General features: G+C 46.7%; 14 protein-coding genes and 1 pseudogene. 11 read left to right on the forward strand and 4 right to left on the reverse strand.

The window, feature by feature from the left end; all coding sequences use genetic code 11:
* Window position 1 precedes the first annotated feature (1 nt).
* The 3 genes from PAV_RS08305 (at window position 2) to PAV_RS08315 (ending at window position 2,283) form a co-directional block, all read left to right on the forward strand.
* Window positions 2-547 carry a PadR family transcriptional regulator gene (locus PAV_RS08305; protein WP_005545112.1) on the forward strand — a complete coding sequence of 182 codons (546 nt, stop codon included), beginning with the start codon at window positions 2-4 and terminating at the stop codon, window positions 545-547.
* Window positions 531-1,739: a cytochrome P450 gene (locus PAV_RS08310; protein ID WP_005545115.1), complete on the forward strand. Its 1,209-nt coding sequence runs from the start codon at window positions 531-533 to the stop codon at window positions 1,737-1,739. The genes PAV_RS08305 and PAV_RS08310 overlap by 17 nt, the downstream gene beginning before the upstream one ends.
* 175 nt (window positions 1,740-1,914) lie before the next feature.
* Window positions 1,915-2,283, forward strand: a complete 369-nt coding sequence (locus PAV_RS08315; RefSeq protein WP_005545117.1) for an MmcQ/YjbR family DNA-binding protein — start codon at window positions 1,915-1,917, stop codon at window positions 2,281-2,283.
* Window positions 2,284-2,393: 110 nt separating this feature from the next.
* On the opposite strand, the gene PAV_RS08320 is transcribed toward PAV_RS08315, so the two are convergent.
* Window positions 2,394-3,341, reverse strand: a complete 948-nt coding sequence (locus PAV_RS08320) for a prenyltransferase (protein ID WP_005545118.1) — start codon at window positions 3,339-3,341, stop codon at window positions 2,394-2,396.
* 617 nt (window positions 3,342-3,958) lie between these two features.
* Here PAV_RS08320 and qoxA point away from each other — a divergent pair.
* From qoxA to PAV_RS08350, 7 genes and pseudogenes are all read left to right on the forward strand, one after another.
* Window positions 3,959-5,011 carry a cytochrome aa3 quinol oxidase subunit II gene (gene qoxA, locus PAV_RS08325; protein WP_005545120.1) on the forward strand — a complete coding sequence of 351 codons (1,053 nt, stop codon included), beginning with the start codon at window positions 3,959-3,961 and terminating at the stop codon, window positions 5,009-5,011.
* Window positions 5,012-5,040: 29 nt separating this feature from the next.
* Window positions 5,041-6,984: a cytochrome aa3 quinol oxidase subunit I gene (gene qoxB, locus PAV_RS08330; protein WP_005545122.1), complete on the forward strand. Its 1,944-nt coding sequence runs from the start codon at window positions 5,041-5,043 to the stop codon at window positions 6,982-6,984.
* Window positions 6,981-7,577, forward strand: a complete 597-nt coding sequence (gene qoxC, locus PAV_RS08335; RefSeq protein WP_005545123.1) for a cytochrome aa3 quinol oxidase subunit III — start codon at window positions 6,981-6,983, stop codon at window positions 7,575-7,577. Before qoxB ends, qoxC begins: the two co-directional genes overlap by 4 nt.
* Window position 7,578: 1 nt before the next feature.
* On the forward strand, window positions 7,579-7,866 hold the full coding sequence (gene qoxD / locus PAV_RS08340; protein WP_005545125.1) for a cytochrome aa3 quinol oxidase subunit IV: 288 nt from the start codon (window positions 7,579-7,581) through the stop codon (window positions 7,864-7,866).
* A gap of 167 nt (window positions 7,867-8,033) precedes the next feature.
* Window positions 8,034-9,164 carry a copper amine oxidase N-terminal domain-containing protein gene (locus PAV_RS08345; protein ID WP_005545127.1) on the forward strand — a complete coding sequence of 377 codons (1,131 nt, stop codon included), beginning with the start codon at window positions 8,034-8,036 and terminating at the stop codon, window positions 9,162-9,164.
* Window positions 9,165-9,308: 144 nt separating this feature from the next.
* Window positions 9,309-9,473: a hypothetical protein gene (locus tag PAV_RS34535; RefSeq protein ID WP_005545129.1), complete on the forward strand. Its 165-nt coding sequence runs from the start codon at window positions 9,309-9,311 to the stop codon at window positions 9,471-9,473.
* A gap of 12 nt (window positions 9,474-9,485) precedes the next feature.
* Window positions 9,486-10,445 (forward strand): annotated as a pseudogene (locus PAV_RS08350) (copper amine oxidase N-terminal domain-containing protein); the annotation flags it as partial.
* An 88-nt stretch (window positions 10,446-10,533) separates the two neighbouring features.
* On the opposite strand, the gene PAV_RS08355 reads toward PAV_RS08350, so the two are convergent.
* From PAV_RS08355 to PAV_RS33260, 3 genes are read right to left on the reverse strand one after another with little or no spacing between them, the layout of a single operon-like run.
* Window positions 10,534-11,097 carry a manganese catalase family protein gene (locus PAV_RS08355; protein WP_005545133.1) on the reverse strand — a complete coding sequence of 188 codons (564 nt, stop codon included), beginning with the start codon at window positions 11,095-11,097 and terminating at the stop codon, window positions 10,534-10,536.
* An 11-nt stretch (window positions 11,098-11,108) separates the two neighbouring features.
* Entirely contained in the window at window positions 11,109-11,366 is a 258-nt protein-coding gene (locus tag PAV_RS08360; RefSeq protein WP_005545135.1) for a spore coat protein CotJB, read from the reverse strand.
* A 14-nt stretch (window positions 11,367-11,380) separates the two neighbouring features.
* A complete protein-coding gene (locus tag PAV_RS33260) occupies window positions 11,381-11,608 on the reverse strand; it encodes a spore coat associated protein CotJA (protein ID WP_306416454.1) in 228 nt (75 codons plus the stop codon).
* Window positions 11,609-11,778: 170 nt separating this feature from the next.
* Between PAV_RS33260 and PAV_RS08365 the strand changes: the two genes are divergently transcribed.
* Window positions 11,779-12,906 carry an ATP-binding protein gene (locus tag PAV_RS08365; RefSeq protein WP_005545137.1) on the forward strand — a complete coding sequence of 376 codons (1,128 nt, stop codon included), beginning with the start codon at window positions 11,779-11,781 and terminating at the stop codon, window positions 12,904-12,906.
* Window positions 12,907-12,921: the final 15 nt, after the last annotated feature.

The raw sequence follows: 12,921 nt of genomic DNA on the forward strand, positions 1-12,921 counted from the left end.
TATGTATATTGATATTCTGTTGCTTCATCATCTCATGATTAAGCCCAAGCACGGCTATGAGGTAAAGAAGCAGTTGGAGCGTCTGTTCGCTGACACCATCCGAGTGAACAACAACATGCTCTACCCCTCCCTTCGCAAGTTCGAACAAATAGGGGCCATTACGAAAGAAGTGGACACCCGGCCTGGTAAGCCTTCCCGCCACATGTACGCCATTGCTGAGCTAGGTAAAAAGATGTTCCATAAGCTGCTGCGAGAATTTCCCCCGGAATTTGCAGCTCATGAAAATGAATTCATTGTTCGCGTCAGTTTGTTCGAATATTTGCAGATTCCCGAACAGGAGGCGATTTTGAACGCCCGAACCGATTATCTTCGCAGCCAACTCGAAATCATTACTCAAGGACAATCGCTCACCGAAGGCAAACCTTTCGCCATAAGCACATTTCAATTCTTGATCAAGAAGCTGCGAGACGAACTGAACTGGATCGAAACTCTTAACGACCAGCTATACAGTTACAAAGGAGGGAATTCGATTGAAAACAAAGGGTGAAATCTTTATTCATGAGATTACCGGGTTCAAAACGAAAGAGCAGTTGTGGAATCCGTATGCCTGGTTTCAACATATGCGTGAAAAGAACCCGGTCTACTATGACGCGGAGCAGGATGTGTGGAATGTATTCCGCTATGAGGATGCAAAACGAGTTCTCTCGGATCATCAGCTCTTCTCCAGCGTACGTGAGCGCAGCATCGTCCCCGTGCCGAGGGATAACAGCGGTATCAGCCTGACCCTCTCGGATCCGCCGATTCATCGAAAGCGCCGAGCGCTTATTGCCAAAGCATTCGTTCCACGCAGCTTGGAGCACTGGAAGCCGAAAATTCAGGCAATCGTCGATGGATTGCTCGACAACATGCAAACACAAAGCACGGTGGACATTGTGAAGGCATACGCTGTCCCGCTGCCTGTGACGGTAATTGCCGATCTGCTTGGCGTGCCATCCCGCGATTGGGCTCAGATTAAGCGTTGGTCCAACATTCTGTTCATGGGCCATCACCGGGGCAGCATTGAACATCAGAAGCTTCAAAAAGACATGGCCATGAAGGAGTTCTCGGAATATTTACGCCCCCTGGTTCTGGAGAAACGCACTCACCCTCAAGACGACATCTTATCCGACCTGACTATGGCAGAATACGAAGGAAGCCGATTGACCGATGAGGAGATTGTAAGAACCGGAATCGGCCTGCTGGGTGCCGGCAATGAAACGACAACTACGCTCATCACGAATTGCTTTTATTGCCTGCTCTACGATCAACCGTCTGCTTTCGAAGAACTGTGCCAACATCCCGCGCTTGTCCCGCAAGCAATCGATGAAGCGCTGCGCTACCGGTTCCACATATGCATAGATCGAACGATTACGCAGGATACGAATGTATTCGGCCCGCCTATGAAAAAGGGGCAGATCGTGATCGCTTGGATGAGTTCCGCAAATCGGGACGACAGACAATTTGCCCACCCGGAGAAATTTGATATTCATCGCACAGGCAACGACAAGCATTTGACCTTCGGCAGCGGCCATCATTTCTGTCTCGGTGCACCGCTTGCCCGGCTAGAGGCAGAATATGCGCTAACATCCTTCCTTAAACGGTTCCCTTCCGCTTCCGTATCGGAGACCTTCCGCCTTGACGAGCATATGCCTGATCACAGCCACAAACTCTCCAGCCTGCCGATTCGTATTTATGAATAGCCCATTTCCTTCTTCAACTCTGGCTTTCCTTCCCCGACAAAAGGATCCGTATTTTTAGCAAATTCGACATTTTTTTAAATGAACCTACAGAAGTCAATCCGCCCCGTTGCATTTCTATCAACCTTTCGATATGCTAAAGATAACTATCTTCATCTATGAAAAGGAATGTTTCGACATGCAGGATTGGATTGACTATTGTTTTGACAAACAAGGCGCTCGTCTAACCTACCCGTTCGGTGACGAAGTTCCCGTATTTCGCGTAGGCGGCAAAATGTTTGCTTTGTTCCGTGAAACGGACGGTTCTCCAAGTGTTACGTTGAAGTGTGACCCCTTCCGTGCCGAGTCCCTGCGCGAGCAATTCGCCGAGATTACACCGGGTTATCACATGAACAAACGGCATTGGAACACGGTGGCGCTCAATGGCAGCTTGAGTGAGCAGGATATTAAGATGCTCATTGACCATTCTTATGATCTCGTTTATAAGTCATTGACGAGGGAAGAGAAAGCAATCATTACCGCGAATCAATTAATGGGGCGAGTGTAGGTGAGCAATCACCTTTACGGTTCGGAGGACGTCAATGTCCTACATGGATGACGTCTTTTTGCGGACAATAAGACAAGGGATGTGCCAAGCGGCACATCCCTTGTCTTATTTCAGGCAAATAAAATAGCCAGCCCGAACACAAGTATGCGAGTCACATTCATCAGAACGAAGTTCTTCACTGCCAATACGAAGGTGCGTTCCTTCGTCTGCTCCTGTATGAACCCCTTCATATTTTTACTCACGGGAACGAATGTCGCTGCAATTAGTAGCAGCAGCACTGGATGCACCCCAATGATATAGAGGACAATGACATCCAGGTACGCCGCCGCATACAGCCATTGAAACAACACTAGCGCACTTGGCTTCCCAATATATACAGGCAAGGTATACCGCTTATTCACCAAGTCATCCTCAATGTCACAGATGTTGTTCGCCAGCATAATATTGGCGATACCTAGAATTGCTGGAATAGATATCACAAATACAAGCAGGACCTCCATGATATTAATGTCGAGATGCGCCATCCGAAGATCCAGTGTCAATGAGACAAGCTGCTCTTTATCCACATGAATGTATGCAGAAATAAAAATGATCACGAACCCCATAAATAATCCCGAGAACAGCTCACCTAGCGGCATGCGCGATATTGCAATCGGTCCAAGCGAATACAGAAACCCGACAAGGAAAGATAAGCCCCCTAACCCGAGAATCAGAATATCAGTCTGCAGCACCAACGCGATTCCAGAACTGATGGCCGCCACAAGCAGCGATGCAATCGCCCATACTACTGTTGATTCCTTCAGCCCATAGGAAACAATCGCATTATGAATCTCGTAGCCATATCCGTGCGTTTTAATTGCCTTTTTGTAATCAATATAGTTGTTGATGGCCGTCGTCGCCATGTCAAAGGACAATAGGGAGACGAACATAAGTAGGAAATGAACCGGCCGGAATTCATGGAATCGAAACAACGCGTACAATGTCCCAATAAAGAACGGAATCATGCTTGCGACCTTCGTTTGAATTTCGACCAGCTTCAGAAATTGTCCGACTTTCACGTTATGACATCCTTTACATGTCCCAATGGGTTGGTCTATGTACCGACAGAGTTCCCGATACTTCGTAAAATATATCAAAATCCTGCTTATTCGGGTAGTAGGGGAAATTGTAATTCCGCCAAATCCGGCGCAATTAAGAGGAAATGCAAGCAAGAAGGTCAATATTCAACTTAAAACTAGAATTATTTCCTAACAATCGATATGATTGGTTATTCTCCGCCTTCGAAATGCGGTTTATACAAAATGGAGTGAGCGTGCGCTAGAGCGAGAAATCGGGACCTGATTGTTACTGCAAGGCAAAATGAAGCGCTTGTTCAATTATGTACGATCGATCGCTTCCACTGTACACAAACCCTTAAAAATTGAGGAATAATGTGGGTTTTCGGGCTGTAATCGGCCTCTCAATTGTGACAGTATTGGTACACTTGATGGTCTTAGGGGCAATTATGAACAAATTTCAAAAACGGCGATTTTGGCGGAAATTCAATGATATTTATCACTTTTTCGGATTTTGGGCACATTTCAGACAGGAAAACTAAACCCTAATTTGGATATCAATGTAAACAAAGGAGCACTATGTCATTTGTAATTCTGAGAGCTTCCTAATAAGATATAGCATGATTACAATATCCCGATTTCCTTCCATATATAAAGCCAACCAACAGAGAAAGGGGTACCTTGATGAAAAGAAAGGGTTGTTATTCACCTTATTCGCAGCTCTTCTTGTCCTCTTGACCGGTTGTGATTCATTAGATGTTATGAATCCGAAAGGTCCGATGGCCAAGACGCAATCCGACGTCATTATTTTCTCCATGATTGTCATGGCGGGAATCTTGTTCGTCGTGTATGCACTTTATATTTTCATGTTAACGAAGTATCGCGCTTCCAAAGCAGCACCTGATTATGAGCCTCCTCACGAGGAAGGAAGCAAGTGGCTGGAGATTACATGGACGTTAATCCCGGTTATCATCGTAACTGTGCTGTCTGTCGTGACGATTCGCTCTACTGTAGCAGTTGAATCGCCGCCAGAAGGATATGACAATCAGAAGCCGCTCGTTATCTATGCCGCATCTTCCAACTTTAAATGGCATTTCAGCTATCCAGAAGAGGGCATTGAAACCGTAAACTATTTGAATATTCCGACGAATCGCCCAATCGAGTTCCGTCTCTATTCTTACGGACCGATTACAAGCTTCTGGGTACCGCAGCTTGGCGGTCAGAAGTACGCGATGAGCGACATGGTGACGACGCTTCACCTTGCAGCTGATCATGAGGGTTCATTCGATGGTAAAAACTCTAACTTCAGCGGTAAAGGCTTCGCGCACATGCAGTTCGAAGTGCTTGCCATGTCACCTGCCAAATACACAGAGTGGGTAAAAGAAGTGAAAGGTTCTGCTTCTGAATTGACGGAAGAGGAATTCAACTCCTTGCTGAAAACTGAATTTGTGGGACGGAAAACATATTCCTCCACACACCTGACATTTAGACCAGCACCAGAGGGTGAACACGGCGGCCACCACCATGGCGGATCGTCAAATGGCGACTCTCATAAGGAATCGGATAAAGAAATGGATCATTCGAAGATGGATCACTCCAATATGGATCACTCGAACATGAACCATTCCAACAATGAACACCAAGAGATGGAACATGCTCAACATGGCAACTAGAACGAACAAGAAAGGAGTAATTTGAGACTATGAAATGGGACGAATTTTTCGTTACCGGCGAACCGATGATTTATGGCGCTATGGCCAGCATCGTGCTCGTGACGATAGCCATCATCTTCTGCTTGACCTATTTCAAAAAGTGGGGCTATCTGTGGCGGGAATGGCTGACAACCGTTGACCATAAGAAAATCGGGATCATGTACATCTTGAGTGCCTTGATCATGCTGTTCCGCGGCGGTATGGATGCTCTGATGATGCGTACGCAGCTGGCTGCGCCTGATATGAAGTTCCTGGATGCCCAACACTATAATGAAGTATTTACAACGCACGGCGTTATTATGATTCTCTTTATGGCAATGCCATTTATTATCGGCTTGATGAACGTAGTCGTTCCGCTCCAAATCGGGGCACGCGACGTTGCATTCCCTCGCCTGAACGCAGTCAGCTTCTGGCTGTTCTTCTGGGGAGCAATGCTGTTCAACATCTCGTTCGTTATCGGGGGCTCCCCGGACGCAGGCTGGACTTCTTACTTCCCGCTTGCAGGTCCTGAGCTCGCACCGAAGATCGGGAACAACTTCTATGCGATCGCTTTGCAGATTGCAGGTCTTGGTACTTTGATGACAGGTGTCAACTTCATCGTTACGATCTTGAGAATGCGCGCACCAGGCATGACTTTGATGAAAATGCCAATGTTCACGTGGTCGGTTCTGATCACGAACGTTATCATTTTGTTCGCATTCCCTGTACTGACTGTAGCGCTTGCGCTTATGACATTCGACCGCATGTTCGGCTCTCAGTTCTTCTCGATGGCCAACGGCGGTATGGATATGCTCTGGGCCAACCTGTTCTGGGTATGGGGACATCCTGAGGTATATATCGTTATCTTGCCGGCCTTCGGTATATATAGTGAAATTATCTCAACGTTCTCTCGCAAGAACTTGTACGGTTACAAATCGATGGTTGTCAGTATGGTTGCCATCTCGCTCTTGTCCTTCCTCGTGTGGGCGCATCACTTCTACACGATGGGTCATGGCGCAATGGTTAACGGATTCTTCTCCGTTAGTACGATGGCAATCTCGATTCCAACCGGGGTTAAGATATTTAACTGGCTGTTCACCCTCCATAAGGGTAAGATCCAGTTCACAACACCGATGCTGTACTCCTTAGCCTTCATTCCAATCTTCACGATTGGTGGCGTAACGGGCGTTATGCTGGCGATGGCAAGTGCTGACTATCAGTATCACAATACGATGTTCTTGGTTGCTCACTTCCACTACGTGTTGATTCCAGGTACCGTATTTGCGGTTATCGCAGGTATGTACTATTGGTTCCCTAAATTGTTCGGCTTCCGCCTGAACGAGCGTCTTGGTAAGATCAGCTTTTGGTTCATCGCTATCTTCTTCAACGTGACATTCCTTCCATTGTTCTTCTTGGGACTGAAAGGTATGACACGCCGTATGTACACGTACTCCGCAGAGACAGGCTTCGGCCCGCTCAACTTGCTTGCAACAATCGGCTCTGTCGGTTTGGCTATCGGTTTCGCGATTCTCGTGTACAACATTTACTGGAGCTTCCGCTACCAGCCAAGAGATACAACGAGCGATCCGTGGGATGCACGCTCGCTTGAATGGGCAACGCACAGTCCGGTGCCTGAATACAACTTTGCTATCGTTCCAAACGTGAAGAGCCTTGATGCCTTCTGGTTCTGGAAAAAGAACAAGCAACCATTGTTCGAAGGTGAGCTTGAAGAGATTCATATGCCGAACAATAACGGCCAGCCGTTCATTCTCGGTGTTATCTTCTTCTTCTGGGGATTCTTTATGGTATTTATGTGGTGGACACCTGCCATTATTACAAGCTTCCTCATTCTGATTATGCTTGCAGTGCGTTCCTTTGAACGGGATCATGGCCGCCATATCTCGGTGAAGGAAATCAGCAAGACGGAACAACAATTGCGGGGTGATAGAGCATGAAGATCGATAACACGCTGCCGCTAGAATATCAGACAGAGGAGAACCGCAACCGAATCTTCGGCTTCTGGTTGTTCCTCGGCGCGGAGATTGTACTCTTCGCGACCTTGTTCGCCGTTTACTTTACGTTGTGGACTCGCACGGGCAACGGCCCGTCTGCCAAGGAAATCTTTGAGATTAAGCCTGTATTGCTGGAGACATTCCTGCTCTTAACGAGTAGCTTCACTTGCGGACTTGCGATACACAGTATGCGCCTGAAACTGAAGAAGCCAGCCATGGTCTTCTTCGGAATCACGTTGCTGCTCGGCCTAGGCTTCCTGGGTGTTGAGATTTTCGAATTCGTCACTTACGTGCATGAAGGTGCAACGTTGCAAACTTCTGCCTTCCTGTCCAGCTTGTTCGTCTTGCTTGGAACACACGGTGCGCACGTAACAATGGGTCTCCTGTGGGGATCCGGATTGATGATGCAAATCAAGCGTGAAGGATTTACACATGATACAGCGAACAAGTCATTCATCTTCTCGCTGTACTGGCACTTCCTTGACGTGGTATGGATCTTTATCTTCAGCTTCGTATACTTGAAAGGAATGATGTGATATGAAACAACTATTCCCGATACGTCATGTAATGGGTTATGTCTTCTCTCTCGTCCTTTCTGTTGTTGCGTTAGCCGTCATTGTATGGGATATGTCATTCACAACAGGACTTACAATCTTGATCATCTGCGCAGCTATCCAGGCTGCCGTGCAATTGTTCCTGTTCATGCATATCGATGAAGATAAGACAACGAAAACAGCCAACTATACGAATATTCTGTACGCGTTATTCGTAGCTCTCGTGACATTGTTCGGTACACTGTTCACGATGATCTGGGGCTACTTGTAAGAAGAACGAAGAGGCTATCCTTGAAGTCGCAAGACTTGGGATAGCCTCTTTTTTATTAAGCAACTCATTTCACCGATTTGATGTCGGTTTGGTCTTTTCCTATAAACTTCCCCTTTCCAGATTCGTCCTGTAATATAGGATATACATACATATTTGGAGGGAGATTTTTGAAGATTCTAAAGTGGTTGAACTATGTTTTAGCCGCAGCCGTATTGTTGACAGCCGCCGTCTTCCTCTTCCGTCCCACAATTGGCCCAGATTCAGATACCGATATCACCATCCGGATTAACTATGCAAAGGCAGAATTCAACGGTAAACCGATGCTTCAATCGGGACGGATATACGTGCCTATGTATTCACTTGGAGAACGTCTGTCCTTTTTTACCTGGATAGATAGCTCCAATGATACGATTCGGGTACTTGTTCCCGGTCAAGAGGCCATTATGAAGGTAGGGGAAACGCAAGTCTACACCTACGGAAAAACTGTAGAGCTCGAAGGATCCCCGATTTTGCATAACGGCGCGCTGTATGTTCCGCTTCAGCTATTCTCTTCCGTCTTACATGTACCGATGTCTTGGGAAAGCAGGACGGACACCGTGGATATTACGTATAACACGCCTTTTATATTCGCAAAAGAGAAAGGTGCCGCATTTTGGTTCCGCAAAAATACGGGTGAGCTGTATATGAGTACAGGGAATAAGCCCTTCCTACTCGAACATATAAACATGAAAACCTCAGATACCAGCAGATTAACTGCGTCCAGACTCAGTAATGACAGTTATATGCTGCAAATCGAAGATGACTCTGTTACAGGCTATGTTATCTATAAAGCGATCATTCAACATCATAAAGTGGCGATTTCGTCCTTAGCCCAGTACAAGAGAAGCCGAAATAATCTTAGAAGTATTGATAGAGTCGGAGACTTATGGGTTATGATCGATGACAGCACCTTGAAGCTCGTTGCGTCGGACGGGACAGTCGAGGCTTCCTATCAGGCACAGGAGATATTCGGCGAAAAGGATACGTTTACTGTAGTAGGAGCCTTCGACAATTACTTGCTTATAACGTCTAGACAAAACATTTTGTATCTCTTCAATAGGAAGACGAAAGAATTAATAGCTCTATATAACCAGCTTCTGACTGACAAAGAAAAAGCATCGATCGACTCAGCAATAGCCAATGGGTTATACCATCTCGGCGACGGTCTTTACTTTGATAGGAAAGAGGGAGATGCGCTCTATTTTACTCGTCGAATCCCCGGCGTGAATCCGACCACCTATACGTACCGTTTGCAATGATATCAGTTACTAGTTGTACAAATCAGAGAGGATATTGAGGTCATACGACATCGATGTCCTCTCTTTACTTGGAGTCTCCTGAAACCATTTTCGTGCTAGTAGCATCTAAGGATTAAGCATACTCATAATTGGGAGGAGAAATACATGAAAAACACGAAGTCATTTAAGTTTTTCCTTGCTTTCACGCTTATGCTGTCGGCTACCGGCACTATACTTCAGCCCCAGGCAAACGCTAGCTCAAGCCCCCGCATTTCAATCACCATTAATAATATCGATGCGACGTTAAGTCATGATCCTATGAAACGTTAAGGAAGAGTTTACGTTCCCTTACGAGATCTTGGAACGCTTCTCTCTCTGCACACAAGCTGGAATCCTAACACCAAATCGATCCAAGTGCTTGGCGTGGGACAAGAGATTTTACTGCGGTCAAATGATTCCAAGGCGATGGTGAACGGGAAGAGCATCAAGATCGACGCTCCACCTATCGTCAAGCAAGGCGTTACCTATGTGCCGCTTCAACTGTTCGCGTCCGTGCTAAAGGTGCCGCTGACTTGGAACGCCAAGACGAACACGGTTAGTGCCAATTACACTTCGCCATACCTATATACGAGTGTACAGGGCACTCCATTCTGGTTCCATAAGAAAGACGGCACACTGTACATGAGTACGGGCAGCAAGCCTTTAACAGTCGGGAAGACAAGTATGGACATTAAAGAAATCAGTACGTTTACCGCGGCCAAACTAGATGCCAAAAGTTATCTCCTGCAAATTCACGACAATTATGGCGAGCCTCACATCAACGATGTTGTATTTAGAGCCATCGTCCATAAGGAGAAACTGGCATTATCCTCCAAGGTTAGTTACTGGGGGCATCATAACCACGAAAGTATCGAGAAAGCTGGCGATCTTATCGTCATGATTGATGGAAAAACCCTGAAGCTCGCCGATGCAAAGGGAACCGTAAAGGCTTCCTATCAGGCCAAGGATCTATTTGGCGAAGAAGATAATTTCACCGTTGAAGGAGCTTTTGACGGGTATCTCCTTGTTCGACCATACCAAAAGGGTACATTACAGTTGTTAAATACGAAAACGAAAGAATCCGTGCTTCTTTACAAAGAACTTTTGAGCGAACAAGATAAAGAGATAATCGACACGATGATCAAAGACGGGGCCACCGGAGATTCAGACTACGCTGGGGATAGATTATCTTTCGTGAAAAAAGAGGGCAAAACACTCTATTTCAATAGAAATGAAAACTCCCACACTTATCAGTTGAAGTAATGCGGCAAAGAGCCTTCGGGACTGCCCACATCCGGGTCGACCTGAAGGCTCTGCTATGCTGTCGCTGAATCTCGGTCATCAATTGACTTCAGTCGCACTGGGAAACCCCTGCTTTCAATATTTCAACTGCCTCACGAAAACGAAGAGAATGTACGATTTCCCGCTCCCGAAGGAAATTTAACGCATCCTTAAGATCCTCATCGTCCGTTAAATCGATAAGGGATTGATACATAGCGCGCCCCCTCTCTTCCAATGCAATATCCTCATTTAAGTTGGCAATTGGATCGCCGACTGCCTGAATATAGGACGCTGTCCACGGTACTCCCTGCGCATTTTGATAAAAAAGATCCCGCCCGTGTTCAGCGTAGTAACCGCCCAGTCCCGCCTCCACGAGCTGCTCAACGGTCGCATCTTTAGTTAACTTATATATCATCGTCGCTATCATCTCCAAATGAGCCAGCTCTTCTGTGCCGATATCATTCAGAATGCCGATTACTTGCGGAGGCATTGTATAACGTTGATTCAAGTAACAGAGCGCCTGTGACAGCGGCCCGTTCGGCCCCCCATAGGCTTCAAACAGAAATTTGGCCATTCTCACGTCACACTTGCTAACCCGTACGGGAAATTGCAAGGCTTTTTCATAGAACCACATCTATATCCCCCTTACACTTGCCACGGCCATGGCTGATCAACCCACTGCCAATGGCATCGCGGTGATTTGCTTAGCCCAAAGTTAAATAGGGGCCCGAATCTGCATTCGAACTTCCTTGCCACTTCCCTGCGCTGCTTCACGAGTTGATTGAATTGGTTGATTGCTGCCGCATCGTCAGGGTGATTGTCCAAATATAAGTTCAGTTCTACCAATGCAAATTGGATTTCCTGCAGCTGCGTGAGCAATTTATCAAAATCCGACTGATCCATTCGAGAGCTCCCTTCTATATCGATCTTCTGTGATAAGGACTGTAAAGATCCCGCCACAGCGTTCCCAACCTCATTGCTCGAGAAAGGGGAAACATAGGCAATCCGGATGGTTGAAATGGGATAAGGACGCTTGGAGGCAAGACATATGTTTTAACTCTTACAGGCATGCAGGGATCATGTGGAGAAATATGCGGGAAATAACGTCTTATTTGCGAGCGCATGAACGGTACCTCCTCTCTCATGTCGTTCACTCTATTCTATTAAGCCGCATACGAGAAGGAATCGTATACGCACACATTTTGAACCTTTATTTCGTACGTAATACACGATGGGTTTGACAAGAAAAACATTCCATCTTATAATTCACTTAAATACGTAATTACGTATTTCAATAATTTGTTTGGAGTGATGCATGATGGTATCTTCACGCAACGTGGAAGCTGAGTTGGATGTACTGAAAGCTCAATTAGAAGAAGTGCATCAGCTAGTCAGACGACTCGCATCAGACGGCGCTGTGCCGGGTCAGAGAGCATTCGAAATGCCCCTTACACAGTCCGTGCATCAAAGCTATGACAGAGAAGACCTCGGGGAATTGAATTACTCAGGTTCTTATTACAACAGCACGAATGAACTCTACCATTTGCCTCCTTGTCAACGACGAGTAAGCCAATTGCTTACCTTAGACAGTGATAAGGCCGCCAAGGTACTCGGCGCGCTCGGGCATAAACAGCGTCTTGAGATTCTGATCTCCCTACTGCAAGGGCCGCAAACTGGACCGCAGCTTGTAGAACGGCTTCATATGGGGACAACTGGTCAATTGTATCACCACACGAAGGCTTTGCTTGGTGCTGATCTGCTCGTTCAGGAAGAACGCGGCGGAGCCTATTCCGTTCCCAAGCACCGTATCATGCCGCTTCTGCTGCTCCTATCAGCCGCTGCCGACTTGAACGACGCCAGCGACTACATGGAGATGGCAGAGGCACGGAGCAATGCCGGTACGTACTTGGGGGCACCTGAAGATGAATATGACCCGCATCTATTGATACAGGCTGTCCTAGAGAACTGTATCCAAGAACACCAGGCGGGGTATTGCACAGAAGTGAACCTGTTTGTACATCAGGATAGAAGCGTTACCGTTGCGGACAACGGCCGAGGCATCCCAGTGAACGTGCTTCCCGGTCACGATGTTACACAGGCACAATCCGTTCTAACGGATATGGGAAGGTTCTCAAGAAGCGCTTCGTTCACAGCTCCTGGAGGAGAACAGGGGATTAGCATGGCGGTCGTCAATGCGCTCTCATCCACGCTTTCCGTGGAGATTCGCCGTGAAGGAAGAGTATTCCGCCAAGATTATAAGCAGGGTATTCCGCAGGGAGGATTACGGACAATCGGTATTACTCAAGATACAGGTACGAGCATCACATTCCTGCCGGACAATAAGCTTTTCCGCTTGGCAATCGAAACCGACATACTAGCTGCACAAGTTACCATAATTAACGAAGCTCATCCCGAATTAAACATTCGAATTCATCGTGAATAGCTGCACGCTTTAGGC

The sequence above is a fragment of the Paenibacillus alvei DSM 29 genome (genome assembly GCF_000293805.1).
Classification (GTDB): Bacteria; Bacillota; Bacilli; order Paenibacillales; family Paenibacillaceae; genus Paenibacillus_B; species Paenibacillus_B alvei.

Coding starts and splice junctions, on each gene's coding strand:
- PAV_RS33260 (WP_306416454.1), bottom strand. CDS start 11,608: ATGAGAGAGGAGGTACCGTTCATGCGCTCGCAAATAAGACGTTATTTC.
- PAV_RS08360 (WP_005545135.1), bottom strand. CDS start 11,366: ATGGATCAGTCGGATTTTGATAAATTGCTCACGCAGCTGCAGGAAATC.
- qoxD (WP_005545125.1), top strand. CDS start 7,579: ATGAAACAACTATTCCCGATACGTCATGTAATGGGTTATGTCTTCTCT.
- PAV_RS08315 (WP_005545117.1), top strand. CDS start 1,915: ATGCAGGATTGGATTGACTATTGTTTTGACAAACAAGGCGCTCGTCTA.
- PAV_RS34535 (WP_005545129.1), top strand. CDS start 9,309: ATGAAAAACACGAAGTCATTTAAGTTTTTCCTTGCTTTCACGCTTATG.
- qoxC (WP_005545123.1), top strand. CDS start 6,981: ATGAAGATCGATAACACGCTGCCGCTAGAATATCAGACAGAGGAGAAC.
- PAV_RS08355 (WP_005545133.1), bottom strand. CDS start 11,097: ATGTGGTTCTATGAAAAAGCCTTGCAATTTCCCGTACGGGTTAGCAAG.
- qoxA (WP_005545120.1), top strand. CDS start 3,959: ATGATTACAATATCCCGATTTCCTTCCATATATAAAGCCAACCAACAG.
- qoxB (WP_005545122.1), top strand. CDS start 5,041: ATGAAATGGGACGAATTTTTCGTTACCGGCGAACCGATGATTTATGGC.
- PAV_RS08305 (WP_005545112.1), top strand. CDS start 2: ATGTATATTGATATTCTGTTGCTTCATCATCTCATGATTAAGCCCAAG.
- PAV_RS08365 (WP_005545137.1), top strand. CDS start 11,779: ATGATGGTATCTTCACGCAACGTGGAAGCTGAGTTGGATGTACTGAAA.